Source organism: Enterobacter cloacae complex sp. 2024EL-00214 (assembly GCF_043945575.1).
In the GTDB taxonomy this organism is placed as follows: domain Bacteria; phylum Pseudomonadota; class Gammaproteobacteria; order Enterobacterales; family Enterobacteriaceae; genus Enterobacter; species Enterobacter cloacae_P.
Genome location: NZ_JBIMRC010000001.1, coordinates 349,468 through 374,281, shown reverse-complemented (window position 1 = coordinate 374,281; position 24,814 = coordinate 349,468). Strand labels below are relative to the sequence as shown.

Annotated in this window: 38 protein-coding genes and 1 pseudogene; 38 read left to right on the top strand and 1 reads right to left on the bottom strand. The window is 53.7% G+C overall.

Translation table 11 applies throughout. The features are described 5' to 3' along the window. Positions 1-10 precede the first annotated feature (10 nt). The 3 genes and pseudogenes from ACHHZ6_RS01880 to ACHHZ6_RS01870 all read left to right on the top strand — a co-directional run. Positions 11-559, top strand: coding sequence for a spore coat U domain-containing protein (locus ACHHZ6_RS01880; protein ID WP_395121640.1), 549 nt, complete (start codon positions 11-13; stop codon positions 557-559). Positions 560-575: 16 nt separating this feature from the next. Next, positions 576-1,334, top strand: a complete 759-nt coding sequence (locus ACHHZ6_RS01875; protein WP_182271845.1) for a molecular chaperone — start codon at positions 576-578, stop codon at positions 1,332-1,334. Further along, positions 1,310-3,601: pseudogene (locus ACHHZ6_RS01870) on the top strand (fimbria/pilus outer membrane usher protein); the annotation flags it as partial. The gene ACHHZ6_RS01875 and the pseudogene ACHHZ6_RS01870, both read left to right, overlap by 25 nt. Before the next feature lie 196 nt (positions 3,602-3,797). On the opposite strand, the gene ACHHZ6_RS01865 reads toward ACHHZ6_RS01870, so the two are convergent. After that, positions 3,798-4,526 (bottom strand): helix-turn-helix transcriptional regulator, encoded by a 729-nt coding sequence (locus tag ACHHZ6_RS01865; RefSeq protein WP_075200074.1) that lies wholly within the window; start codon positions 4,524-4,526, stop codon positions 3,798-3,800. A 198-nt stretch (positions 4,527-4,724) separates the two neighbouring features. On the opposite strand from ACHHZ6_RS01865, the gene ACHHZ6_RS01860 reads away from it, so the two are divergent. The 35 genes from ACHHZ6_RS01860 to ACHHZ6_RS01690 all read left to right on the top strand — a co-directional run bounded on the left by ACHHZ6_RS01860 (position 4,725) and on the right by ACHHZ6_RS01690 (position 24,814). Beyond that, positions 4,725-4,988 carry a helix-turn-helix domain-containing protein gene (locus ACHHZ6_RS01860; protein ID WP_038637756.1) on the top strand — a complete coding sequence of 88 codons (264 nt, stop codon included), beginning with the start codon at positions 4,725-4,727 and terminating at the stop codon, positions 4,986-4,988. A gap of 4 nt (positions 4,989-4,992) precedes the next feature. Further along, on the top strand, positions 4,993-7,050 hold the full coding sequence (locus tag ACHHZ6_RS01855) for a Mu transposase C-terminal domain-containing protein (protein WP_128299432.1): 2,058 nt from the start codon (positions 4,993-4,995) through the stop codon (positions 7,048-7,050). Positions 7,051-7,061: 11 nt separating this feature from the next. After that, entirely contained in the window at positions 7,062-7,955 is an 894-nt protein-coding gene (locus ACHHZ6_RS01850; protein ID WP_023311926.1) for an AAA family ATPase, read from the top strand. A gap of 10 nt (positions 7,956-7,965) precedes the next feature. Next, the gene (locus ACHHZ6_RS01845; protein WP_181530773.1) at positions 7,966-8,256 is read left to right on the top strand and encodes a hypothetical protein; all 291 of its coding nucleotides are present in this window, start codon (positions 7,966-7,968) and stop codon (positions 8,254-8,256) included. A 12-nt stretch (positions 8,257-8,268) separates the two neighbouring features. Then, positions 8,269-8,475: a hypothetical protein gene (locus ACHHZ6_RS01840; protein ID WP_058653834.1), complete on the top strand. Its 207-nt coding sequence runs from the start codon at positions 8,269-8,271 to the stop codon at positions 8,473-8,475. Then, on the top strand, positions 8,465-9,109 hold the full coding sequence (locus ACHHZ6_RS01835; RefSeq protein WP_023311923.1) for a DUF3164 family protein: 645 nt from the start codon (positions 8,465-8,467) through the stop codon (positions 9,107-9,109). Before ACHHZ6_RS01840 ends, ACHHZ6_RS01835 begins: the two co-directional genes overlap by 11 nt. A 52-nt stretch (positions 9,110-9,161) precedes the next feature. After that, positions 9,162-9,344: an ANR family transcriptional regulator gene (locus ACHHZ6_RS01830; RefSeq protein WP_230131605.1), complete on the top strand. Its 183-nt coding sequence runs from the start codon at positions 9,162-9,164 to the stop codon at positions 9,342-9,344. Next, positions 9,334-9,525, top strand: coding sequence for a hypothetical protein (locus tag ACHHZ6_RS01825; RefSeq protein WP_032663812.1), 192 nt, complete (start codon positions 9,334-9,336; stop codon positions 9,523-9,525). Before ACHHZ6_RS01830 ends, ACHHZ6_RS01825 begins: the two co-directional genes overlap by 11 nt. An 80-nt stretch (positions 9,526-9,605) precedes the next feature. Continuing rightward, on the top strand, positions 9,606-10,325 hold the full coding sequence (locus ACHHZ6_RS01820; protein ID WP_111995282.1) for a DUF2786 domain-containing protein: 720 nt from the start codon (positions 9,606-9,608) through the stop codon (positions 10,323-10,325). Beyond that, on the top strand, positions 10,322-10,660 hold the full coding sequence (locus tag ACHHZ6_RS01815; protein WP_023311920.1) for a hypothetical protein: 339 nt from the start codon (positions 10,322-10,324) through the stop codon (positions 10,658-10,660). The genes ACHHZ6_RS01820 and ACHHZ6_RS01815 overlap by 4 nt, the downstream gene beginning before the upstream one ends. Before the next feature lie 4 nt (positions 10,661-10,664). Beyond that, positions 10,665-10,910 (top strand): hypothetical protein, encoded by a 246-nt coding sequence (locus tag ACHHZ6_RS01810; protein ID WP_000224583.1) that lies wholly within the window; start codon positions 10,665-10,667, stop codon positions 10,908-10,910. Positions 10,911-10,914: 4 nt separating this feature from the next. Then, positions 10,915-11,175: a DUF4752 family protein gene (locus ACHHZ6_RS01805; protein ID WP_023311919.1), complete on the top strand. Its 261-nt coding sequence runs from the start codon at positions 10,915-10,917 to the stop codon at positions 11,173-11,175. Continuing rightward, entirely contained in the window at positions 11,172-11,342 is a 171-nt protein-coding gene (locus ACHHZ6_RS01800) for a hypothetical protein (protein ID WP_158513304.1), read from the top strand. The genes ACHHZ6_RS01805 and ACHHZ6_RS01800 overlap by 4 nt, the downstream gene beginning before the upstream one ends. Continuing rightward, entirely contained in the window at positions 11,342-11,716 is a 375-nt protein-coding gene (locus ACHHZ6_RS01795; protein ID WP_023311917.1) for a DUF4406 domain-containing protein, read from the top strand. Before ACHHZ6_RS01800 ends, ACHHZ6_RS01795 begins: the two co-directional genes overlap by 1 nt. Continuing rightward, positions 11,709-11,924: a hypothetical protein gene (locus tag ACHHZ6_RS01790; RefSeq protein WP_023311916.1), complete on the top strand. Its 216-nt coding sequence runs from the start codon at positions 11,709-11,711 to the stop codon at positions 11,922-11,924. Before ACHHZ6_RS01795 ends, ACHHZ6_RS01790 begins: the two co-directional genes overlap by 8 nt. Before the next feature lie 177 nt (positions 11,925-12,101). After that, on the top strand, positions 12,102-12,317 hold the full coding sequence (locus tag ACHHZ6_RS01785; RefSeq protein WP_023063184.1) for a hypothetical protein: 216 nt from the start codon (positions 12,102-12,104) through the stop codon (positions 12,315-12,317). Between the two features lie 61 nt (positions 12,318-12,378). Beyond that, positions 12,379-12,855, top strand: coding sequence for a gp16 family protein (locus ACHHZ6_RS01780; protein ID WP_072001475.1), 477 nt, complete (start codon positions 12,379-12,381; stop codon positions 12,853-12,855). Further along, positions 12,800-13,234, top strand: coding sequence for a Mor transcription activator family protein (locus ACHHZ6_RS01775; protein WP_023311913.1), 435 nt, complete (start codon positions 12,800-12,802; stop codon positions 13,232-13,234). The genes ACHHZ6_RS01780 and ACHHZ6_RS01775 overlap by 56 nt, the downstream gene beginning before the upstream one ends. Then, positions 13,234-13,740 carry a hypothetical protein gene (locus tag ACHHZ6_RS01770; RefSeq protein WP_045261524.1) on the top strand — a complete coding sequence of 169 codons (507 nt, stop codon included), beginning with the start codon at positions 13,234-13,236 and terminating at the stop codon, positions 13,738-13,740. Before ACHHZ6_RS01775 ends, ACHHZ6_RS01770 begins: the two co-directional genes overlap by 1 nt. Positions 13,741-13,818: 78 nt before the next feature. Beyond that, the gene (locus ACHHZ6_RS01765) at positions 13,819-14,463 is read left to right on the top strand and encodes a glycoside hydrolase family 19 protein (protein ID WP_023311911.1); all 645 of its coding nucleotides are present in this window, start codon (positions 13,819-13,821) and stop codon (positions 14,461-14,463) included. Further along, entirely contained in the window at positions 14,460-14,723 is a 264-nt protein-coding gene (locus ACHHZ6_RS01760) for a DUF2644 domain-containing protein (protein WP_023311729.1), read from the top strand. The genes ACHHZ6_RS01765 and ACHHZ6_RS01760 overlap by 4 nt, the downstream gene beginning before the upstream one ends. Continuing rightward, positions 14,689-15,321 carry a hypothetical protein gene (locus ACHHZ6_RS01755; protein ID WP_023311730.1) on the top strand — a complete coding sequence of 211 codons (633 nt, stop codon included), beginning with the start codon at positions 14,689-14,691 and terminating at the stop codon, positions 15,319-15,321. Before ACHHZ6_RS01760 ends, ACHHZ6_RS01755 begins: the two co-directional genes overlap by 35 nt. A gap of 8 nt (positions 15,322-15,329) precedes the next feature. Next, positions 15,330-15,572: a hypothetical protein gene (locus ACHHZ6_RS01750; RefSeq protein ID WP_000171281.1), complete on the top strand. Its 243-nt coding sequence runs from the start codon at positions 15,330-15,332 to the stop codon at positions 15,570-15,572. Continuing rightward, entirely contained in the window at positions 15,569-15,853 is a 285-nt protein-coding gene (locus tag ACHHZ6_RS01745) for a hypothetical protein (protein WP_021567611.1), read from the top strand. Before ACHHZ6_RS01750 ends, ACHHZ6_RS01745 begins: the two co-directional genes overlap by 4 nt. Position 15,854: 1 nt before the next feature. After that, on the top strand, positions 15,855-16,355 hold the full coding sequence (locus ACHHZ6_RS01740) for a DUF1804 family protein (protein WP_000941096.1): 501 nt from the start codon (positions 15,855-15,857) through the stop codon (positions 16,353-16,355). Next, the gene (locus tag ACHHZ6_RS01735) at positions 16,348-16,554 is read left to right on the top strand and encodes a hypothetical protein (RefSeq protein WP_023311731.1); all 207 of its coding nucleotides are present in this window, start codon (positions 16,348-16,350) and stop codon (positions 16,552-16,554) included. Before ACHHZ6_RS01740 ends, ACHHZ6_RS01735 begins: the two co-directional genes overlap by 8 nt. Before the next feature lie 24 nt (positions 16,555-16,578). Beyond that, a complete protein-coding gene (gene terL / locus ACHHZ6_RS01730) occupies positions 16,579-18,228 on the top strand; it encodes a phage terminase large subunit (RefSeq protein WP_023311732.1) in 1,650 nt (549 codons plus the stop codon). 2 nt (positions 18,229-18,230) lie between these two features. Beyond that, on the top strand, positions 18,231-19,799 hold the full coding sequence (locus ACHHZ6_RS01725; RefSeq protein ID WP_063924408.1) for a DUF935 domain-containing protein: 1,569 nt from the start codon (positions 18,231-18,233) through the stop codon (positions 19,797-19,799). Beyond that, positions 19,786-21,045, top strand: a complete 1,260-nt coding sequence (locus tag ACHHZ6_RS01720; protein ID WP_085406139.1) for a phage minor head protein — start codon at positions 19,786-19,788, stop codon at positions 21,043-21,045. The genes ACHHZ6_RS01725 and ACHHZ6_RS01720 overlap by 14 nt, the downstream gene beginning before the upstream one ends. Next, positions 21,042-21,584 carry a phage virion morphogenesis protein gene (locus ACHHZ6_RS01715; protein WP_047063499.1) on the top strand — a complete coding sequence of 181 codons (543 nt, stop codon included), beginning with the start codon at positions 21,042-21,044 and terminating at the stop codon, positions 21,582-21,584. Before ACHHZ6_RS01720 ends, ACHHZ6_RS01715 begins: the two co-directional genes overlap by 4 nt. A 116-nt stretch (positions 21,585-21,700) precedes the next feature. Then, a complete protein-coding gene (locus ACHHZ6_RS01710) occupies positions 21,701-21,910 on the top strand; it encodes a phage holin (protein WP_063161512.1) in 210 nt (69 codons plus the stop codon). A 55-nt stretch (positions 21,911-21,965) separates the two neighbouring features. After that, entirely contained in the window at positions 21,966-23,081 is a 1,116-nt protein-coding gene (locus ACHHZ6_RS01705; protein ID WP_096218649.1) for a phage protease, read from the top strand. Positions 23,082-23,092: 11 nt separating this feature from the next. Next, entirely contained in the window at positions 23,093-23,485 is a 393-nt protein-coding gene (locus ACHHZ6_RS01700) for a hypothetical protein (RefSeq protein ID WP_045261517.1), read from the top strand. Between the two features lie 13 nt (positions 23,486-23,498). Then, on the top strand, positions 23,499-24,407 hold the full coding sequence (locus tag ACHHZ6_RS01695) for a Mu-like prophage major head subunit gpT family protein (RefSeq protein ID WP_021567604.1): 909 nt from the start codon (positions 23,499-23,501) through the stop codon (positions 24,405-24,407). Beyond that, positions 24,407-24,814 carry an HI1506-related protein gene (locus ACHHZ6_RS01690; protein ID WP_045261516.1) on the top strand — a complete coding sequence of 136 codons (408 nt, stop codon included), beginning with the start codon at positions 24,407-24,409 and terminating at the stop codon, positions 24,812-24,814. Before ACHHZ6_RS01695 ends, ACHHZ6_RS01690 begins: the two co-directional genes overlap by 1 nt.

Here is a 24,814-nt window from a genome sequence, read left to right as displayed (position 1 = left end):
AGAGTCAGTCATGAGGGAAGCCATTTCGCGTTTGCGCGCGGGCGCAAAGGGTGTGTTGTGCACGTTTTTTACGCTGGCGATGGGGGGAATGGTGGCTCTCCCGGCTCTGGCAGTGACTTCTCAGTCCTTTAAAGTCAGCGCGACCATTGTGCCGGGATGTTCGGTCTCTACCGGAACCGGAGGGCTACTTGGCTCGCTGGATTTTGGCACGCATAACGGCGTGGAGAGCGCCCCGGTTAGCACCAGTTTTGTACCCAGCGGTGCGTTGTCTATCGCCTGTACGCCTGGCGTGTCGTTGAGCATGACTATTGACGGCGGGCTGCATTACGCCTCAGTACGAAGGATGCAGCGTGCCGGTGGCACTGACGTGGTGGGTTATCGACTTTATAGCAGCAGTTCGCTGGCCGCTAACAGTGAGATTGGGGTCAACCAGGCAATCGCGGTGACCTATACCAACAGTAATAACATCGCGCTACCGCTTTTTGGCGTGGCGCTTATGACGGGGTTCAGCCCCGCAGGCACGTATTCTGATCAACTTACTGTGACATTGTCATGGTGATAAAGGGAGATAATCGATGAAGCTGTCTGTCTGGCATTTGTGCCTGGTGAGTCTGTTGGGGGTGACCGTCGCAAAGAATGATGCAAATGCAGCGGCGACCATTCTGTTATGGCCCATTGATCCCTGGCTGTCGGCAGACGCCAGTGCGACGGAGTTATGGATCCAGAATCAGGGCAACAGTGCGACAACCATGCAGGTTCGCATCGTGCGCTGGCAGCAGGAGAATGGCTTTGAACGTTATACCGCGCAGCAGGATGTCGTCGCCAGCCCGCCGATTGTGACAATCGGCACAGGAAACAAGCAGCTTATCCGCCTGATCCGACAGGGCACGATCCCGAAGGGGGTTGAACAAGCCTACCGCATTATTGTGGATGAAATTCCCCAGCCTGATGTGAAAGCGAGCCCGGCTATTGGCCTGCGGCTACAGATGCGATATTCCATTCCACTCTTCGTTTATGGTCAGGGGATCCCGACGGTCAAAGAGGGCGCATATCATGCGCTGGTTGATACTAAAAACCTGAGCTGGCGGGTGATGCAGGAAGGTGGTCACCCCGTACTTGAGGTGCGTAATCAGGGGGATGTTCACGTCAGGCTGAGCCAGGTGGCGCTGGAACAGGGGGGACAGACGCGTACGGTGGCGCAGGGGTTACTGGGTTATGTTCTGCCAAACAGCTTTCGCAGCTGGCCAATACCAGCAGGAATACGCCAGCCAGATCAGATAAGCGCGCAGATTAATGCCAGGGATGCACAATGGCAGTCGACGCCCGTCAACTGAAGCCGCTGATGATGATTCTGCTTTGCGTCAGTACCCGCTCCTGGGCCGAACCCGGTGATGACCGTTTACCGCCACCACCGGATGCGCAGGCGATCAATAGCGAGGCGGTATTCCAGCTTGCCATCGTACTGAATCACTATGACACCGGTCTGGTGGTACCTGTGACGCAGCGTAGCGGTGCGTTTTTTATCTCCAGTGCCGATCTGCTACGCGCAGGGTTGCCGCCAGAGCACGTACCGACAGGCGAGGTTAATCTTTCCACGCTGTCGCAGGTTCGCGTGGAGTATGACAGCGCAGCACAGCGTTTACTGCTAACGGTTCCCCGGGACTGGGTGGCTTCCCGTGTCACCTCCTTTAGCGAACAAACGGCGCAAAACAAACCCCATTTTGGCCGGGGGGCGCTACTGAATTACGATCTCTATACCAACCGTACCGAACATCTCGGTGGACAGGCCTCCCTCTGGCATGAGTTTCGTTATTTTAACGAGAAGGGTTCACTCTCTTCGACCGGCTATGTCCGGGAAAATTTCGACGGTAATGCGGATCAGCAGCAAGGGTATGTACGCTATGACACCACTGTGCTGATGACCAACGAGGAGGATGCAATCACCTGGAGCGCAGGGGACGTGATCAGCGACGCGCTGAGCTGGAGCTCCAGCGTGCGGATGGGCGGGGTCAGCTACGGGCGTGATTTTTCCCTGCGTCCTGACCTGGTGACCTGGCCGTTGCCTGAATTCTCCGGTGAGGCTGCGGTTCCTACCTCGGTTGACCTTTTTATTAATGGCTACCGCTCCGGCTCGACCCAGCTGCAGCCTGGGCCGTTCACGCTCACCAATCTGCCGTATATCAACGGCGCGGGGGATGCGGTACTGATCACCACCGATGCGCTGGGTCGCCAGGTGAGCACCACGCTGCCGTTTTACGTCACCAGCGATTTGCTTAACGCTGGGCTGAGTGATGGGGCTATGACGCTGGGAAGTCTGCGGCGCAACTACGGTATCAAGAACTTTGACTATGGCCCGGCGGCAGGCAGTGGCTCGTATCGCTATGGGATGACGGACTGGTTAACGCTGGAAGGCCATGCCGAAGGGGCAGAAGAGCTGGCGCTGGGAGGGGTGGGGACGGTGGTAAAGCTGGGGCGCTTTGGTGTGGTGAACTCCGCGTATACCCGCAGCCACATGCGCGGGGAAGATGGTGGGCAAATCAACTGGGGGTACCAGTACAGCACCAGCACATTTAGCGTGGCCACGCAGCATACCCGGCGTGACCGCGAGTTTGGCAACCTGGCATTGTATGACCAGCCGACCGTCTATGATGAAAACGACAAACCCATCGCCAGCCTTAGCCGCAATACCGACCAATATTCCCTGACGTTTAACCTCGGCCAGTACGGCAATATTGGTACAGCCTGGATAGGCGTCGAGAGCTTTGACAGGCAGAAAACCGAGCTGTTGAATCTCTCCTGGAGCCGCAATTTGTGGGGCCGTAGCAGTGTTTATCTGGCGGCCAGCCGCGATCGGCAACAGGGTGACTGGACCTTTGCGCTGTCACTGCAGGTGCCGCTGGGTGAACGCGAAAGCGCTGCTGTCTCTTTTGAGAAAACACCAGATGCCGGCAGCACGCAGCGCATTAACTACAACCACTCCATGCCATCCGACGGCGGGTTCAGCTGGAATATGGCGTGGGCCAACCAGTCGCAGTCGGACAACTATCAACAGGCCACGCTGGGCTGGCGCAACAGTAACATTGAACTGCAGGGGGGCGGCTATGGCGAGCAGGACATGATGACCTGGTGGGGTGAGGCGATGGGCTCCCTCGTGCTGATGGATGGCGAGCTGTTTGCGGCGAACAAAATCAATGATGCTTTCGTGGTGATCAGCACCGACGGTCATCCGGATGTCCCGGTTAACTATGAAAACCAGCCGGTCGGGAAAACCAATAATCATGGCTATCTGCTGGTCAGCGGCGTGTCAGCCTATTACCCGGCAAGCTACAGCATTAATACCCTCAACCTGCCCGCCGATACCCGCCTGAAAGAGACGGAACGGCGGGTTGCTGTTCGCCGTCACAGCGGCTATCTGGTGGATTTCCCGATGGAGCAGGAGCGGGTGGCCAGCGTTATTCTGCATGATGCGCAGGGGCAGGTTCTTCCTGTGGGAAGTCTGGTAAGTCGAGCTGCGCGTAGCAATGCCGTTGTGGGATATGACGGTATTGCCTGGCTGGAAAATCTTGATGATGTGAATGCGCTCGACGTGACAATGCCCGACTGTGGGGAGGTGATTGTTTCTGCATGAGGGAGAGAAGCTTGATAAATCGGCGGAAGCCTTGGATAGCAAGGGATGCGAGGCGCGAGGGGTATTCCGCACGGCTCGACGAAAAATGATAAATTATGAGGAAAATTGCACTAAGTTTTGCACAGTAATGATAGCGAGTGGATCGCTATTAAACACATTTTAAAGCCTACTAAATTACTCTTCCGTACCAGACTACTTTACCAATCACGTCGAAATCACTTGGGATGTTATCCAAATCAATCAGGAAAGGCTCAAAGGCTGGATTTGTGCTGCTAATCCTGAGCTGAGCACCCGGTAAGCGCTGCACACGTTTGACAAGTAATTGACTATCCAAGCGAATGACATAAATGCCCTCATGAGGATCTCTATCCCCATGGTTAACAAGGATGACGTCTTTATCATTTAGGACCCCCATCATTGAGTCACCTATGACACTGATAACTGATAATTTCCTAGGGTCAGCCTTAAGATGATTCACAACCCAATATCGGCGGAAGCTGACAGTAAACATCGGGCTTTCATCGTCATTTAAAGCCCCGTAACCAGCCGATGCAGAGACATTGTATCTAGGTACAAAGACAAACTCTTCTAGGTCCACTTCGTTGCCCTTAACATCAATAGCAGTTGACCCAGATGTTACTACTGGCAAAGAACTGGAGGGCTCTGCCACTTCATCACCTGCGACTAGCCATGCTACAGATGCATTCAGGCACTCAGAAAGCTTGAGTATATGAGTAGCACTAGGTTCCCTGTCTTCATTCTCCCATGCTTGGAGCGTTGATAGCGCGACCCCAAGCTTATCCGCAACATAACTCCTCGAAAGTTTTAAAGCCTCTCTCTGAGTTCGAATACGAGTACCAATTTCACTCTTTAGTTCGTTTTCAGGTTTGTTGGCCATATCTGGAAAAATCCCTCAACTTATTTTCAAGTTTTTCATGTTTGATGTAAGAGATTGAATTCAAAACAAAACAGTCTGTTTTTTGGCTGTTTTGATGACGTGAGCAACCTGAAAACAGAAAATTTAGTTTGTTTTCAGGTTTACATAACTCGAATTCGATCATATTGTACTTATGAGTTGAACCACGGAGATTAACTAATGAGTACATTCGAGAGCGCAAAAAAAAGCCAGAAAGATTCTGACTGGCATAGAGCCGATATCGTTGCAGCTCTTCATAAGCAAGGTTGGTCACTTCGTCGTTTGTCTTTGCACCATGGATACAAAAGTGCTGGGGCACTGAAAAACGCATTGGACCGACCGTGGCCGAAAGGTCAGCAAATCATTGCTGAAGCTATCGGCATCGCACCAGAAAGCATCTGGCCTACTCGTTATCATAAAGCATTTTCAGGTGAATGGAATTAATCATATGAACCAGATTAACCTGAAAACACATTATACAGCTCAAGAGTTGGCCTTGTTGCGCTTACCGGGATTACCGGAGACACGACCAGGTATAGCTGCAAGAGCTAAAAAGCACCAATGGATTTCACGATCAAGATCTGGTCGGGGGGGCGGTATTGAATATTCAGTAGATAGCTTACCTCTTACTGCCCAAGAAGCCCTACGTGACCAGCTCTATCAGAGCATACTCACAACAAAAAATGATGTTTGTGAAGTGTCACGAAAAAAAAGCTCAGTCAAACCGCGCGAAGAATTGGTATTAATCCGCCAGTGCCCGGCTCTTCTTGAGCGTGAAGTGGGCTCTCTGACTGATAAACAGAAAGAGATCGCCGATGCTCGTGCCGTTCTGGCAATGGAAGTGGAGAAACTGCGCGATGCCGGGATGTCCCGTACCGCAGCGGTTAACTACATCTCTATCGAGTCTCGTAAAGGTACACTGCCTGCACATCTGCTTAAGGCTGCTGAGATGGCCAATGCCCGCAAAGGCTCCAGCCGTGCCGGTGTTGGTACCCGTAGCCTCCAGGAATGGCTGACCATTTTTGAATCCACAAAGCCTGGCGTTGAGCGTATGGCCATGCTGGCCCCTGGCCATCTTAAAGCGAAGAAGCCTGAGCAGATTACCTGGCTCCCGGCGTTCCTTGCTCACTGGCGTAACCGCAAAGGCCCAACCCTGCGCGAGGCATACCGGGATTTCCAGGAGGAATGGTCTGTTATCTATGCTGACCAGCCTGCAATGGCTGCTGCATGTCCCTCTTATGATGCCGTTCGTCGGGCCATGGAGAAGCTGCCACGTCGCGAGAAAGCCCGTGGCCGCGTAAGTGGCTCTGCTGCGCTGGCTTATGAATGCTTCCAGAAGCGTGACTGGTCCCTTATGCCGGTTAATGGCTGCTGGATTGCGGATGGTAAATCCCTGGAGATGAAAGTGGCACACCCTGACCATGGCCGCCCGTTCACTCCAGAGCTGACGTTAATTATTGATGGCCGGACACGCTTTATTACGGGCTGGAGCCTGGCACTTTCAGAAAGCGTTATTGCTGTTGCTGATGCCTACCGTTACGCCATGCGTCATTTCGGCAAACCGTTATTTGTGTATTCCGATAACGGCGGCGGTGAAACAAACAAAACGCTTGATGCCGATGTGACGGGTATTTTCAGCCGCCTTGGTATTGAGCACCCTACCAGTATTCCGGGACGTCCTCAGTCTCGCGGCATCATCGAACGGCTTAACAAGGGTGTTCCCCGCCGTGTGGCCATGCAGTTCGATACGTTCAGCGGCGACAGTGCTGACCGGGAGCATGCCCGCATCACGTCGCGTGCCATCCAGTCAGCCATCAAGGCGCAGGAGAACGGACGGGAGCTGACGCCAGTACAGCGTAATGCCCTGGGTAAATTGCCCTCCTGGCAGCAGCTGCTTGACGCAATCGCCAGCGAAGTTGATGCATACAACAACACGCATGAACATCGTGAGCTTCCAAAACGTAACGGGCGTCACATGACTCCGGCTGCCTATCGTCGTGCCGTTCTCGAAGCTGAAGGTGACGATATTGAATATCTGACTGATGTTGAGCTGCGCGAAGCCTTTATGCCGGAGATGGTGCGTACCGCGCAGCGTGGCTGGTTGCGTCTTTTTAACAACGACTACTTCTCTGAAGAATTGATCCAGGTGGATAGCGAAGAGGTGCGGGTGGCTTTCGATATTCACGATCCCTCTTCCGTTATCGTTCGCCGGATGGATGGTACCTACGTCTGTACTGCGATCTGGAACGGTAATAAACGTGCCGCAATACCGGTGAGCGCAATGGATGTGGCAGTTGAGAAACGCCGCCAGCGCCGCCTCAACCGTATTGAAGACAAACGCCAGGAAATTGAGGCAGAGGGCCGCTCTGTATTACCGGGCCAGCGCTTCGACGATCTGGGGAGCTTTATCCCGGCTGAATTCAGCCGGATTACGGAAGAAGAACATTATTTCTTCCTCGAAACCGACCGTGAAGAATATCTGAAAAAAACCGGTAATACCCGGTAAGTGAGAGACATATGAGCCTACAAACAGAACTGAATGAACTTATGTCCCGCAAGGGTTACAGCCAGACACAGGTGGCCCGCGCTTTTGGTAAAAGCCCGGCAGTGGTTAATCAGTACCTGCAGGGAAAATATCAGGGTGATGTGGACAGCATCGACGAGCTGGCCCGCAGCTTCATTGCCCGCGAAGCCGACAAGGAAAAATCGCGGCGCATCACGCCGCGCTATATCCCCACAGTGACCTCCCGCAAGGGTATTGAGGTCATTCGCCTGGCGCACCTGGATGGGGAGATTAACGTTCTCTATGGCGCTGCTGGCCTGGGTAAAACCATGATTTTGCGTGAATACGCGTCCAGGCATCGTGATGCGCTGCTGATAGAGGCCGACCCCGGCTATACCGCCCGTGTTGTGCTCGAAGAGCTGTGTGGGCTGCTTGGCCTCAGCAAACGCGGCAACATGCATGAACTCAGCGAAGCCTGCATTGCTGCCCTGCGTGATTCAGGTCGCCTCCTGATGGTCGATGAGGCTGAGAACCTTCCATACCGTGCGCTGGAAACACTGCGCCGCATCCACGACAAAGCCGGTATCGGTGTCGTTCTGGCCGGGATGCCTCGCCTCATTATCAACCTTAAAGGCAAGCGCGGTGAGTATCAGCAGCTTTTCAGCCGCGTGGGTCTGGCGCTCAACATCGGCGAATCCCTGCCGCAGGCCGATATCAGCGATATCGCGATCAGTATGCTGCCGGATGCTGAGAACCCTGACGTATCTGAGGCGCTATTCCGGGCGAGCAACGGAAACGCCAGACGTCTTTTCAAACTGGTGCGCGGTGTCAGCCGTCACAGCGATATCAGTGGCCATGCAGTCAGCGCAGGCGCTGTCCGCAAGTTCGCAGAAATGCTCATTAACTGAGGATTTAACCATGACCAGAACATCAGGAAACACCGACAACGCAGGCGTTATCTCTGCGTTGATCCGGGCAGAAACGCTGATTTTATTTCTGTCAGCACAGGGAGTTCAGGTGAAAAGTGTATCCCTGCGCAACACACAGCCGGTCATTCGTATCGTGCGCCATGCATGGTGCGAGCGGATGAAAAAAGAGGGTCTGGCTCGGTTTGATATCACAGGCAATGACCGCCACGGGCGCTTGCGCCAGGGCGTCTATCAGGATGAAAGCGGGTGTCGGGTGGTCTGGTCTGAATCACTTCATTAAGCAGAGGGATATATGGCAAAGATTGTTATTGAAATAAAGGACAAATCTCGCGGTTTTGAAGTCGGTTGCAGGGTTATCCCTGATGACGGCGACAGCGATATCGTCAGCAAAGTGGCTGACAAAGTGGGTAAAGGTCTGGCTGGTCATGTGCTGGCAAAGGTTAACGAAGTCGTTAAGAAAGTAACGCGTCAATTTAAGGAGAGTAAAAATGTCCACTGAAAACAAGCAATTCACTGAAAAAAAAGCGCCAGAGGGTTACTGGATTGACGCCAAGGGCGTACTGACCCCTGTCAGTCTGATCAAAGATACCGACCAGATGCGTGACGATCTGGTGCGTAGCATCGTCGAAAAAGCGACGGCCCTGAGTGCTGCACTGGCAGAGTTCAAGCTTAGCGGCTTTTCCGATATCGGAGCCTTTGTTGATATCTCCGCCAGTCAGTACGGCGTCAGCCTGGGCGGCAAAAAAGGTAACGTCACGCTCTACAGCTATGATGGCCGCTATAAGGTTCAGCGTGCCATGCAGGACCGTATCGCATTTGACGAGCGCCTGCAGGCTGCTAAATCACTGATTGATGAATGTCTGGCAGACTGGACCGAGAATGCCCGCCCGGAGATTCGCGCCATCATCACCCGTGCATTCCAGACGGAAAAAGAAGGTGAAGTGAATACCGGCGCGGTTCTGGCATTGCGCCGCCTCGATATTACAGACGCTCGCTGGGTTAAGGCGATGGAGGCCATCGGCGAGGCTGTTCAGGTTGTCGGCAGCCGTTCTTATATCCGTGTTTATGAGCGCGTTGGTGAAAGCGATCAGTATCGCGCCATTCCTCTCGATATCGCTGGCGTGGGGGTGTGAGATGGCCATTCTGTTTGATCGTGCTAAATCGGACAAACCATGCAGCCCTTTCATGTCGTATGCAACCAGCGCTGTCATTGCCGAACAGAACGGCGAGTTTCAGCGGGCGGCGGATTCATGGAAACAGGCATTCAGTCTGGCAAAAATGGAGGTGAACTCTATTTATGCGGCTTCGCGTATGGAGTTCTGTCGTCATGCCGCACATCGTGGCTGGGGTGTTCCAGATGAAAGCTAAAGAATTCAATGCCCTTTACCCTAAAGGCAGTTCATTTATCTATCAGCCAGCCACAGGTTTACGCGGTGGCCGTGTAGTCAGAACGGTAGATGTGGCAAATGACCTTTATAAGGTCACGGTCGTGGAAATAAATCAGGAGCCTTATTTCGCGAATATTAAATCGCTGAAACCCGTCAACTGATTTTAACCGTAATTTAAATCACTTTTAAAAATGGCGTAAACCCGCAGGGGCTGGCTTACGCCAAATTCAGGAGTTGAACAATGGAAAATAAAGAGAAATATATCCAGAGAATTAAAAAGCTGATCGCGATGGCGCGTAATAACTCCAGCGCTGAAGAAGCTGCACTTGCCCTGCGCCGTGCTCAGCGTCTGATGGAAACCCACAAGCTGACTGAGGCTGATGCTGATTTGATTGATATCAATGAAGCTTCTACCCAGAAGGCCCCCTCTCATGCTGAGAAGATGCCGGAATATATGGCAATACTGGCAGAGATGGTCGCCCGCGTTTTTGGCGTGAAGTTTTACACCAGCCATGGCACTGAGCAGTGGGGCAAGCCAGCAAAACGCACCATACACTATTACGGCCCCGACGAACGCCCTCAGATAGCGGCATACTCATTCGAAGTTCTGGGTAAGCAACTGGTGAAAGCCCGCCGTGATTACCTATCCACATTACGCAAGAACATCAAACAGGCCACAAAAGTTGCCCGCGCCGATACCTTCTGCTCCGCATGGGTCAACGGTGCTTATGCCGTTGTCAGTGATTTCGCCGTCACGGAGGCGGAGACAACTCTGATGGAGTGCTACCGCAGCAGGAAATTAAGCGAAGGCATGAAAAGGCTGGAACCGCGCAAACCCGGCAAAGCCAGAGGAACGGATAAGGCGGAAAGCGAGGGATATCTGGCTGGACGTAATGCGCAGCTACATCACGCGGTAAGCAGTTCAGCTAATAAATGCGAACAGATCGGAGTGACAAAATGAAAACCTCGCCTCAACTGGAAACTACGCCAGTCAAAGAACTCGTAGCAGCCGGGCATGCGCTGGCGAAAGAACTACATTGCGCTGAGTCTGCCGCGCTGGTTCGCAATCTGGCTACAGCGCTTGATGTCCAGTTTGCTCGTGCCAACGCGCTAACGGTTGTTGATGTTTGTGACCCTAATGTGCTGGCGCAGCTGGATGAGCTGGAAGCTGTGAACGAGCTGTTTTTACGTGCAAGGCAGCTGATGTATCAATCAGGAGGGGCACCAATCGAAAACTCATTGAATCCGATTGATGCATGGCTGTATGACGCAGAACGCGTTGCCGGTAAAGGATAGTGACATGGCTACCAACGAAATTCTCATAGTTAACAAAATTGGGCGCGCTGATGGTGATTACGGATGCTACTGCCCTCACTGCGGAGAGCCGATGTTTTTCAGCGATGATGAACTGGAAGATATCCGAGGCTCTCAATACCAGCATTCTCGCGTGATAAATCTCAGAACCGGTGAACGGTGTGATGGATGGCTGGAAGTATCTACCAATGCGGGTTACTCGCGAATCTTGTTCGACCAGGGAGATGAATAGAGAAATGACAATCACCGAAATTTTGAATACCGGGCTCGCCTTCATGGGTTGGCTATTCATCATGGTCCAGACCGGTAAGTGGTTTACCTCTGCTGTTCTGAAATCGTGGGATAAACACCGCAAGTCATCACGTCGTCAGAAGGCTATTGATGAGTTATACGACGCTTTCGAACTGCAGAGCATTGAGCCTGGTACAACCGTTCGTCTTGCCACAAAGGGCGCTCTGACAATCATGATGTTTCGCTCTGAGGAGGCTGCCAAATGACAAACCGCAAAGCAAGAAGACTGCTGCGCATGCCTTTCAAATTCAGTAACCGTAAAGCGATGACAGGATGGCCGGCAACGATACCCCAGCCTGGCAACGAGTGGTGCGACAAGAAGAAACGCAGCGCTGCACAGAACCGCTGGAAAAATCATGTGAGGTATCTCTGATGAATTTAAACAAACATTCTGAGCGTAAGCCGGTGGTTTTCATTGCAGGTCCAATGACCGGGTATCACAACTTTAACCGCGATGAATTCAACGCTGAGGCTCGCATCCTGGAAGAGCGCGGCTTCACCGTCCTCAATCCGGCCATTCTTCCTGACGGCCTGCAGCATGAGCAGTATCTGCAAATTACATTGTCCATGCTTGAGCAGGCTGATGCTGTTTTCCTCCTGAACGGCTGGGAAAAGAGCACAGGCGCAACCAGGGAGTTTGATCGCGCCTGTGAGCTTGGTCTGTTGTTTCTTTACCAGGACTGGGAAAGCGTGTCGATTGCGATCCACCGTAAACGTCACCCATTAACGGAGGTGAGTTATGCATAGCGTAACGGGTTGCCAGTTCCAGGATAACGGCAACCGCCGTGTCTGGTTCTTCCGTGATAACAGCCAGGTTGTTGAGTTGTTGTCGGTTCCTCTTAAGTTGCGGTTCAACTATTACGACGCGAGTAACCGCAACGTTCTTAATAAGGGGATTCAGGCTGATATGAGAAAGGCGATTGAGTCTTTCAAGAAACTTCGGGGAATACAGTGATGGATATAGCTTTCATCCTCATATTTCTGGCGATGTATTTGACACTTGGCTGGTGTTGGGCATGCATCCTGGTCCGATTGGTGGGATTGGCTAATTTATCCTGCCAGAATTGCTGGTTCGCATTTCTCTTATGGCCATTAAGCATTATTGCAACCGATGCACATATGGAGGAGAACGATGAAAAGTCTGCTCAGAAACCTGACGGCGAAGACATTTAACCAGCGTTTTCCTGTCGGCTCCAGTTTCCTGTATCACCCGACACCAGGTATGCCCGAACGGGAGACCGTAATAACCCGCTCAGAAGCCTGGCATATGCGCAATGGTCGTCTGGTTGTCAGGGTTGAAGGGAAAATCGGTGGTATATCCGTCAGCAAAATGGAACCTTTAAAGTAAGTCATTACAGCAGGCACTTCACAAAGTGCCTGCGATAATGGCAACCAACAGGAGAAATATTATGTCCACGCCAGCAAAACGAGGCCTTATCGGGGCTATTAAAGCGGGTCAGGCATATCTTGGGTGGGATGATGTAACCTACCGTAGTGTTCTGTCTCGCTTATGCAACGGTAAAACATCATCCACTAAATGCACTCTCGACGAACTGCAGGCTGTCAGGGAATATATGCATGGTAAGGGCTTTCCTCGCTACTCAGCAAAACATGGTCGACGTCCAAAGGTTGCCAATACGCGCGAGTCAATTCTTGCTAAAATTCATGCATTACTTGCAGATGCAAAACGTCCGTGGAATTATGCCGAGAAAATGTGCGATCATATGTTCCACGTCAAATACATCGAGTGGTTGACGACAGAACAGTTAACCAAACTCATGCAGGCTCTCAGCATTGATGCGAGTCGGCGAAAAAAGCGGGAGCGTAATAATGAATCTGGAACAGGTAACGGAGCTGCTGCCATCAGCAGTGATACAAATAGCTGACCTGATAGGCTTCCCGGCGACCGAGCAGCTTCTTTCTGCTTTTGGTGGCACCACGTTCCCGATAGGTAAAGGCCTCCGCGCTATGGGGGCCAGCCGCGCAGCCCTCCTGCGCGATACTATCGGCGATGAGAAAACCCAATTACTCATCAAGAATTTTGGCGGCGAAGTTCTCTATTTACCCCGCTGTGATCGTGCCCTTCGTGAATTACGTAACCGTCGCTTTCTAGCCGAGTTCGCCGAAGTGCGTGGACAAGGTTCATCCTCTCTTATGGCCATGACCTTTCTTTGCCCTAAGTATGGTTTTAGTGATCGCTTTGCGTGGGAACTTCTTGCACAGCAGAAAAACAAAGATTGTAACAGTCAAGGAAAATTATTCTAATGGGCAATGCAATGAGATATGTGGCATTTTTCTTGGTGGTATTTAGTACTACTGCAGTAGCAAAAACAGTACCCAATACAAAAGCAGTTGAGACTTATAAAAATCAACTTGAGGAAACTAAGAGAATATTTAATGAAACGCAGAGCACTTTAATGGGTGCAACTGCTGTTTTTGATATGTACAAGAGTCTGGGATATCTTACACCTGAAGTTGTTGCAGTGAGTCGTCATTTCCTCCTCCTTGATGAGGATGCGAAAAAATTGTATGGGGAGAATCTTCTTTTAAACCCTACACCTTTTAGCTCTTGCGCTACGTTACCAGCAGCAGCTTACTCATATTGGATATCAAGGCTATCTTCATTAAAAACTGATAATGTTAAGGCTGTGAATGCGCAGGGTGAATCATACATAAAACAGGGTAAGGAATGTAAATTTGCAATTAACAACCCACCTCCTGCGCATATTGAAGAAAGTGACGATGTAGAGATAATTGATGTTAGTCAATAAGCCACTGAACCCCTTCACCTGATTATTCACCTAACCCGATGAAATACTGACGCCATCCCTTTTTAACCGGATGGCGTTATGCTTTTAACACTCCCACAATTTCAGCGAGCAGCGGGCCTTTCGCCAGTGATGGCGCAACGCTGGTTTGAACCATTCAGTAAAGCCACCGCTGAATTCCAGATTAATACACCAGCCCGGCTTGCCGCCTTTATTGCTCAAACCGGCCACGAGAGCGCGGGCTTCAGTCGGCTCAGTGAAAATCTCTATTATTCAGATGCTGAGCGCGTGGCGCGTATTTTCCGCAGCGACTTCGATCTCAATAAGAATCGTATTATTGAGCCCAGCGAGATTGAATTTGCCCGCCGCTATACCCGTAACCCTGAAAAAATGGCGAATTATGTTTACGCAAATCAGGGTGGTAACGGTAATGAAGCATCAGGCGATGGCTGGCGCTTTCGCGGGCGTGGCCTGATTCAGATTACCCTGCGCAATAATTACCTGCTTTGTGGTAAGGCGCTGGGTCTCGATCTCATCGCTAATCCCGATTTGTTACTGGAGTATCTCAACGCAGCCCGCAGCGCGGCCTGGTACTGGAAGGCTAATGGCTGCAATGAGCTGGCGGACAAAGGCGATTTTCTGGCTGTCACCCGCCGTATCAACCCTCCGGCTGAAGGTCAGGCCGACCGCGTGGCGCGGCTGAATGTCGCCAAGGCGGCGCTATGACGATCTCTCTGCGCGATCTGGTGACGAACCCGGCCACCGGTCGTCTCTCAACGTCAGACACCATCGTTTTTCTGGCCTTTCTGGTCAGTTCCTTCGTGCTGGTCTGGCTCACCGTTACCCGTCCAGAAACACCTGGTGAGCTGTATCTCACCTATCTGGGCGCATGGGTGGCACAGAGCCAGGCATCAAAACACATGTCCATCAAACGAGCCAGAGAGGTGCGCGATGTGGGAAGCAGCCCTGAAAATCCTGAAGGTTAGCTGGAAACCGCTGCTCGTCGTCGTGGTGCTGACAGGCTGCGGGATATGGTTCGGCACCTTCATCACAGGCAACAAGCTGGACGCTCAGGCGCTGGCCTTCAGCCAGGAGAAGCAACGCCTGACTGATGGTTTCAGTGAAAAAGAACGGCAGTGGGATCAGGAGCGTCTCAGCGCTGCGAATCAGTATGCAGCTGACCTGAAGGCTGCTCTTGATAAGCAGAACGCCTGGCAGCAGAAAGCGGATGCGCTGACGCGCGAGCTGGCTGAAAAGCAAAAGAAACATGATGAGACTGTTCGCGATCTTAAAAAGAGGCTTGACGATGCACTTGATAAAGATGGTCCTGGTTATACCGGCATTGGTCCTGGCGGCCTGCAGCTCTTCCGCGAAGCCTTCGGCTACCCCGGAGCCGAAGGTCTCCCCGCTGGTCAGTATCTGCCAGCCACCGCCAGCGGCACTTCTGGTCATTCCGGCCAGGCCACAGGCTCCGGTGGCGGACTCTCCCCCAGGGGTATAGTGGCGTTTTCAGCGGAATACGGCGCATGGTGCCAGCTCATTGAGAGCAGGCTGCAGGCAATAAACGAGTATTACAGGAAGTGAAAAACATTATGACTCTTGATATGGCCTTTCAGATTGCGCTGGCGCTGGCAGCGACCTTCGGCACCATCTGGATACGTCGTCTGCAAAAAGACATCACCGACCTGGAAAAGGCGGTTGATCGCATCCGGGATGAATACCAGCGCCGTGAGGATGCAAAAAGTAACTACACCGCAATGATGGATGCGATGAGGGAGCTGCGAGCGGCTATCGAGCGCATTGATAACAAACTGGACAGGAAACAGGATAAATGAAAGCCAGACACAAGCGCCGAACCCGCCGCGCGACAATCAGCCAGAGCGAACAGGAAACACTGAGCCGGATTTCCGCTCAGCTCGATCGCCTGCAGGCTCCCGTCAGCCCGGACATTCTGGGCGGGATTAATGACAAGCTGAGCCGGATTGATGTTCGTCTCACTACCATCAGCGACGATGCCGCTCGCCGTGGTGCCTCTGCGGGTGCGATTACAGGTGGCATCGCGGGCGGCGTCATCACGGTAGCGATTCTGCTCATTCGCGCAAAACTGGAGCTGTGATATGGCGCATCCGCAGGAAACACGGGAAAAACTGCGACGATCTTATATCTTCGGCCAGATGTCGCTCGAAATCGCCTCCGCTCAGGCTGGCGTGGCATTTGCGACAGCTCGCCGCTGGAAAAAGGAAGCACAGGACGCAGGCGATGACTGGGATAAGTTACGCGCCGCTCACCTTATGGCCGGTAATGGACTTGAAGAGATTGGCCGCGCCATTCTCACCGGGTTAATGACCCAGTATCAGACCACGCTGGAACTGCTTACAACCGAGTCTCAGCTCCCTCCGGGGGAACGCGTCGAGCTTCTGGCAAGCCTTGCTGATGCATTTAACAAAGCTGTCGCAGCAAACAAGAAAATACTGCCGGAGGTAAGCCAGCTGGCGGTGGCGCTGGATGTTATCCAGAAGCTCAGCGCATTTGTCGCCGAGCACTATCCAAAGCATCTGGCCGCATTCGTGGAAATCCTTGAACCCTTCGGCAAGGAGATGGAGCAACACTATGGCTGACCAGTTAATCCGGGTTAACAGTGAAAACTATGTGATGGCCAGTGACGTGCTGGGCGTCCGGTTCGCGGGCGGCAGAAACGTAACCGTCGCGACGTCGACAGGCTGCTACAGCCTCGATGTTGAACGAGATAAAACCGGCATCGAGTCGATGAACCGCTTCATCAGCGAGGTTAATAAAGCCCTCCGCAATCACCATTAACAGGCTGTTAAGGGCAAATTAATCATGGCCAGAACTAAGTTATCCAGCAAAGATTTTCTTGCCGAACTGGCGGAACTCTCCGCCAGTCTGCGTCGCACCATTGAAGCCGAAGATGTGGGCTTTGACCCCTCCGCTGCAGCAATTGCTGAGCGTCGCGGCCTCGTTGCTGACCCTGTAACGGGGTTTGAATACTTTGTGCAGCATTATTTTCCGCACTATGTCCGCCATTCCGCCCGCAGTGAGCTGCATAACTATCTTTATAAGCGCCTGCCTGAAATCATCCAGGCCACGGGGAGCCAGAACGATGCGATCGCAGCTCCGCGTGGTGAAGCCAAATCCACCATCGTGAGTCAGCTTTTTGTCATCTGGTGCATTGTGCTGGCGCTCAAGCATTACCCGGTCATCATTATGGATTCCATCGACCAGGCCTATCCGATGCTGGAGGCGATAAAGGCGGAGCTGCAGTTTAACCCCCGCCTGTTGATGGACTTCCCTGAAGCGACGGGCGGTGGCCGCGTCTGGCAGGCCGGGACAATCCTCACCCGAAACGACATTAAGGTACAGGTCGCCGGTAGTGGCAAAAAGCTGCGTGGTCTGCGCCATGGCCCGTATCGTCCTGACCTGGCTGTGCTCGATGATATCGAGAACGATGAGCTGGTGCGTAACCCTGAGCAACGCGACAAGCTCGATAACTGGCTCAAAAAAACCGTACTGCCGCTCGGCGGCGCGGGGGCCAAATTCGATGTGGTGTATATCGGGACAATCCTGCACTACGATTCCGTGCTTTCCCGCACCCTTAAAAATCCGCTATGGACGCGGGCCCGGTTCAAAGCGCTTATCAGCTGGCCGCACAATATGTCGCTGTGGGATAAGTGGGAAGAAATCCTGCGCAACAACGACGAAGATGGTCAGATGCTGGCACAGGCGTACTACCGTGAGCATCAGGCTGAGATGGATGAAGGAGCCGTGGTGTCATGGGCTGCGCGTCCGCTTTATGCCCTGATGCTCATCCGTGCCCGTGATGGCCACAGTACCTTTGATGCGGAATATCAGAACGATCCCGTCAGCGGCGAAGATGCGCCATTTACCGGCTGTATTAATTTCTGGGTCAACCGCCTTAACGAGTGGCGTTTCTATGGCGCATGTGATCCGAGCCTGGGTAAACACGGCAACAGCCGGGACCCTTCTGCGTTGCTGGTTGGCGGTTTCAACCGCTTCACCGGCATTCTGGATGTTGTTGAAGCGCGTATCCGAAAGCGTGTGCCGGACAAAATTATCTCTGACGTTATCGAGCTGCAGCGGGAATATAACTGCCTCGTCTGGGCGGTCGAGTCCGTCCAGTTCCAGGAGTTCCTGCGCACCGAACTGGTGAAGCGCTCCGCTGCGATGGGTATCCCCGTTCCTGCCAGAGCCGTCACGCCTTCGGTTGATAAGCTCCTGCGCATTGAGTCACTGCAGCCACATATGGCCAACGGCCTGATACGCCTGCACCCTTCGCAGACTACTCTCATCGACCAGCTCCGGCACTTCCCCAAAGCTGACCATGATGACGGGCCTGATGCCCTGCATATGCTCTGGATGCTGGCCGTTTCCGGCGCTGGTAATTTCGAATTTAAAGCTGTTCCCCGCCGTGGACATAGCGGGGACAGGTTCGGTCCTTCAGGAGGATTTTGATAATGGTTCAGATTCTTGACCAGTATGGTCGCCCGCTTAATAAAGAGGTGCTTAAAGCCCCCCAGACCTCCCGCACGTTCGAGCTGCAGCGTGACTGGCCAACTCACCCCTCACGGGGAATGACCATTGCTCGGCTTCCTAGACTGCTGGAAGCGGCTGAACGCGGCGACCTGGCGGCTCAGGCTGACCTTTTCGAAGATATGGTTGAGCGGGACGGGCATATCTTTTCTGAAATGGCCAAGCGCAAGAATGCGCTGCTCACTCTGGACTGGAGCATCGAGCCACCGCCGAACGCGACGGCGGAAGAAAAGCAGATCGCCGCGATGGTGGCCAGCTGGTTCGCTGACCTTCAGGAGATGGAAGATATTACCCTGAATGCGGCTGAAGCTATCGGGCATGGCTTTTCCGCTCAGGAGATTGAAAAGTGGGAACTTGACGGCAATCTTTGGCTTCCCGTCAAAATCAAACTGCGTCCGCATCGCTGGTTCTGTACCACGCCGGAAGCCGGGGATGAGGTGCGTCTTAACACCGGCACGCTGGGTGGAGAAGAACTCTGGCCGTTTGGCTGGCTGGTGCATACGCACAACGCCAAGTCAGGCTATATCGCGCAGTCCGGCTTATACCGCGTACTGGTCTGGCCTTATCTGTTTAAAAACTACAGCGTGCGCGATCTCGCTGAGTTCCTGGAAATCTACGGGCTGCCACCGCGTATCGGGTCGTATATGTCCGGGGCCAGCCAGGATGAACAGGATAAACTTATGGAGGCGCTGGTCAGCATCGGTCATAACGCCTCGGGGATCATCCCTGATAACACCAAAATCGAATTTAAGGATGCCGCCGAGGGGCAGTCCGATCCTTTCATGGCGATGATTAACTGGTGCGAACGTACCGAATCAAAGGTCATTCTCGGCGGCACGCTGACGTCACAGGCGGACGGCAAGTCCTCAACAAATGCCCTTGGTAATGTGCATAACGAAGTCCGGCACGATCTGTTGACCGCTGATGCCCGCCAGCTGGAAGGGTTTTATCGTGGCTTCATTCGTATGTTACTGGCCATTAATGGTTATAACGTCAGCCCGCGCCGTCAGCCGCGCCTGGTATTTGATACCCGTGAGCTGGAGAGCATTGAAACCTTTGCCAATGGTGTTTCCGCGCTGGTACGCGCCGGGATGGACACTATCCCGACGTCATGGATACACAAAAAGGTCGGGATTCCGGTGCCAAAAGAGAACGAAGCTGTGCTGACGCCGCCTGCTGTTTCCTCTCCGGTAGGGCTGAGCACCACGCCGGTATTCCGCCATTTCGCGGCACTGAGCACCACGGGCGAGGTTGTTGACCCTGCTCAGGATGCGCTGGACAGCGCCACGTCGCCTGGGGAGAGCATCGCGGTGGCCATGGATAAGCTGATTGCGCCGCTGGTTTCGGCTCTGAGAGAGGGGCAAAGCCCTGATGAGGCACTGGATATCATTGCTGCGAGTTACCCTCAGCTGGATGATACGCAGCTGCAACAGCTGATAAAACAGGCACTGTTTGTCAGCGAAGTCTGGGGGCGACTCAATGCCGAAAGCTGATGTTGATCTGGGGTACGCCATCGGGTTAAAGCCCGAAGAAGCGATTGCCTACTTCGAATCGAAGGGCTACGCCACCGGCTTTAACTGGCACGATATTGAAGCCCGCGCCCATGCCACCAGTTTCACCGTGGCGGGCGTCCTTAAACAGGATGTGCTTGAGGATATTCATAAATCGTTGCGCGAGCATATTGTTAACGGCGGCACGCTTCGTGACTTCGAACGGCAGATTACCCCAACGTTGATCCGTAAGGGCTGGCTCGCCGACCGTACCAGGCTGGTCGCCGATGACGATGGCGTTCTGGAGGGTAAGCAACTCACGCCACGCCGTCTGCGCACCATCTTTGAAACCAATATGCAGGCGGCCTATGGTGCCGGTCGCTATGCGGAGCAGATGGCCAACGCGGAATTTCGCCCCATATGGGAACGCGTGGCCGTCATGGATATGCACACCCGGCCACTCCACGCCAGACTCAATGGCTTCACTGCCCGCTATGACGATCCAGTGTGGCAGTTTATGTACCCGCCTGACGGTTACCACTGCCGCTGCCGCATTCGTGCCCGAACTCAGGCAGATGCAGACCGCATGGGGATTGAGGTCAAATCATGGGAGCAGGACATTGTCACGGTACAGCAGGCATGGGGACCAAAAGAAACCCGTGACGTTAAGGCGTTACGCTTCAACGGCGAGCTTTATACGCCTGATGCCGGATTCGGGCACAATCCGGGTCAGGGCTGGCTCTCTTCTCTCGGACAGCGCCTGATGGATAAATCTGCAACTACCACGCCCCGGATTGCCTCTCAGGCTATCCATGAAACCCTGTCTGAACCAGCTGTGCTGGATGCCGTCAGCGATGATGTGCGTCGCTGGGTCGACACCGTCAGCGTGCGGCAGAAGACCCGTGGCGACCTGAGGCGCGTTGGCGGTATCCAGCCTGAGCTGCTGAATCGCCTCGAAGAGCGTGGTGTTAACGGTGCGATCACATTAAGTATTCACGAAGAGGATGTCCGGCTAGCTCCGGGCCCGATGTGGTCAGAGCTTCCCGTTCTGCTCCGTCAGCCTGCTGGTGTCTGGCTTGATGATGACGCTCTGGTGTGGCTCCTGTCCGGGCAGAACGGCACCCGCGCCGTGCGTGGTGTGCAGTCTGACGATGGCTGGCGTCTGTCGCTTGTAAACGCCGGTGCCACAGTCACCCCTGGCGATGTGTTATCTGAACGCGCGGCGCAGCTGCTGGAGCTGAAATCATGAGCTACGCCATCAGGTATGACATTGGTGACTTTGAGCGCTCACTCGGTGAACTCATTAAAAAGCTGGAAAACCGCGCCCCCCTGATGCGTGAGATGGCCGCTGCTATGGGAGATGCGGTTGAAGAAAACTTCGCGCAACAGGGGCGGCCCGCGTGGATGGGCTGGAGCCCGGCATATGCCCGTCAGCGCCGGGGAGGTAAAATTCTCCAGAAGAGCGGTCGACTGGCGGCAAGTATCACGCAGTACAGCACGAATGATGAGGCGACGGTCGGGACCAATGTGAAATATGCCCGCATTCATCAGGAAGGTGGGGAAATCAGCATTCCGGCCCGCAGCCAGAAAGCCTACTACCGCCAGAACAAGGATGGTTCAGTGGGTAACCGGTTCGTTAAAAAATCCCGTTCCAACTTTGAGCAGTGGAACACAATCGGGGCGTATAAAATTAAGATGCCCGCGCGTCCTTTCCTGCATCTCACCGAAGATGACGTGGAGAAGATGGAGAGTACGGCTGAGCAATATCTGAAACGTATTTTAGACTGAGGGCAAATTCGTCCTGTAAGGCGCTGTGACGCGTTCAGTCTGATTGTGCTAGAGTGATTCGGCCAGAAGGTATTCAGACGTTTTTAAAAGCGGTTTAAAAAGGTCTGGGCTCATAAATGCATTACGGGAGCGAGCAACTGGACACATTCAAAGCTTTCCTTGATTATTTCACCCCGCAGCAGTGGGTTTTCATTGGCATCTTTGGGGGCCTGGTTATAAAGGTTGCTGAGTGGCTCACTGACCGATACTTTGCCCGCCGGCATCAGAAGCGTCAGTCTGCTAAACCCGATAAGCCGACAACCAAAGAAAACGATCCTCAGCAATAATCCACTGAACCTCTTCATCTGAACCTCCCCGCAGTGGTGCCGTATCGTCGGCACCATGAAAAAGACACTCATCGCTTCACTCACCCAGGAAATTAACACCGCCACTCCCGGTGTCATCCAGCTCTTCCCGGCTGGTGAATTCCGCGCCCGAGATGGCCGTCCGACCGAATGTGCCGCCTGGCTGATGACGCGTGAAATCGCCGAGCGGTTGATTGCCGCAGCCGATGAACGCGAGACGCCGTATGTCCTGGACTATGAACATCAGACTTTACGTTCAGCCAAAAATGGTCTGCCAGCTCCCGCTGCGGCCTTTTTCAAAAAGCTGGAGTGGCGCGAAGGTGAAGGCCTCTTTGCTGTCGATGTTGAGTGGACCACTGCCGCTGCAGACATGGTGGCAGCAAAAGCATATCGCTTTATTTCCCCCGTATTTTCTTACGACAAAACCGGTCAGGTGCTGGAGTTGCTCAACGCCGCGCTGACCAATACACCAGCGGTCGACGGGATGGAGGAAGTGTTACTTGCTGCCGCCTCCCTGATGGCCGCGCATTTAACCACAGAGGGTCAGACCGAAATGGATGAAGAATTTCTCAACGAGTTACTGAGCAACCTGCGCTGGATGCTCAATCTGCCAACCGCTTCAACGAAAGAAGAGATCATGGCTGAGCTGCAAAAAATCATCACCATGATTTCCGGTGGCCAGGGGACTGCAGCGGCGTCGGTCAGTCTGCTGGATATCCTGAACCAGAACGCGCAGAACATCGCCGACTTGACGGCGAAACTCGACACGCCTGACCCGGCTAAGTGGGTTTCGGTGGAGGTCATGCATTCAGCCGTTCAGCAGGCGACAGAGCGTGCCGGTGCGGGAAATACCGCCGCACTCGCCACGCAGCAGGCTGAAGCGCTGATTACGGTTGCCCTCGGCGACGGTCGTCTGCTTCCGGCACAGCAGGAATGGGCTGCATCACTGGCGAAATCCGATCCGGCCAGTCTTACCGCCTTTATCGAAAAAACGCCAAAGATTGCCGCACTGACTACCAGTCAGACTCAGGGGCAACCGCCTGCAGGCCTTCCGTCACGCCCGTCACAGGGTGCTGAAGATGATGCGATTGACCCGGCCATCTGCTCAATGATGGGCAATGACCCGGAAAGCGTCGCGAAATACCTCAAATAAAGGAGAGCGAAATGGATCGTCATACCCCTTATCGCGACGGCCAGCTGTTTGCCGTCCCGGTTGCGGCAGCCACAGAACTCTTTGGCGGCCACATTATTGCGGCCAACGCAGCGGGCTTTGCTGTACCAGGCAGCGCCACTGCAGCCAATACCACCCTCGGAATCTGTGATGGCTGGGTTGATAACACTGCCGGTGCAGCCGGTGATGCGAGCGTGCTGGTTCGTCGCGGTAAAGCCTGGTTCCTTGCCAACAGCACTGCTGACCCGGTCACGCTGGCGCAGACTGGCAAGGATTGCTACGTGGTGGACAGCCAGACCGTGGCCAAAACCAGTGATACCAACGCCCGCCCGGTCGCCGGAAAGGTGCTGGGTCTTGAGAATGATGGCGTCTGGGTTCTGATTTAATAAGGAGAGAACCGTGTTAATTAACGTAAAAAATGTACGTCAGATTTTCATTAATCTGAAAGCGACCTTCCAGAACGCCTTTGATCAGGCTCCGTCCGACTGGCAGAAGATTGCCATGGTGGTGCCGTCGACCGGGAAAGAAAACGACTACAGCTGGCTAAGCCGTTTCCCGAAAATGCGTGAGTGGATTGGCGACAAGGTGGTGAAAGCGCTCGCCGCGTTCAACTACACCATCCGCAACAAAGACTGGGAAGCGACGGTAGAAGTTGAGCGTAACGATATCGAAGACGATCAAATCATGGGCTATGCCCTGCAGGCGAAAGGTGCGGGCCAGTCCGCTGCAGAACTGCCTGCCGATATCGTCTTCGCTCTCCTGAGCAAAGGTTTCACCAATCTTTGCTACGACGGTCAGCCCTTCTTTGATACCGACCACCTTTCGGGGGGCAAGTCGGTCTCTAACAAAGGCACGAAAAAGCTTGCCGTTACCTCGCTTGCCGCCGCAAAAGCAAGTTACGGGGCTGCACGAACGGCCATGCGCAGCCTGAAGGATGATGAAGGCGCGTCCCTGAAAATTCGCCCGACCATCCTGGTTGTGCCTCCGGCTCTTGAAGACGATGCCAACTATCTGATGACGGCTGACCGCTTCCCTGACAATACGCCAAACCCATACAAGGGGACGGCTGAAGTTCTGGTTGTCCCAGAGCTGACGTCAGATACCGCCTGGTTCCTTCTGGACACGTCAAAACCCGTGAAGCCCCTGATTTATCAGGAGCGTAAAAAACCGGTCTTTGTCGAGCAGACCGACTACAACGCTGACAACGTCTTTATGCGCAAGAAGTTCATCTTCGGTGCTGAAGCCCGTGCAAATGGTGGCTACGGCTTCTGGCAGATGGCGTATGGCTCCACCGGGGAGGACGCATAATGCCGATTCAAATCACTGCCCGCCGCGATGGCTTTCGCCGTCTCGGCATCGCCCACAGCGCGAATACTGTCACCTGGCCGGATGACCATTTCAGCGACAGCGAACTCCAGATTCTGGAAAACGATCCCAATCTGATTGTGGTTCGTTTGCAGGATGTGCCTGAAAACGCTGGCGACGGCGATGCTGTTTCCGCCCTGACCACCGAGCGTGACGGCCTCAAGGCACGCGTCAGCGAGCTGGAGGCGACGGTTCTGCAGCTCAACCAGGATGGCGACGCGCTTAAGCAGCAGCTTGCCAGTGCAAACGGCACCATCACGGAGCTGGAGACGGTACGTGATGCACTGAGTCAGAAGCTGGATGCGCTGCAGGCCGGTTCGGAAAACCCGGACAAAAAGGCCAAGGGGTAA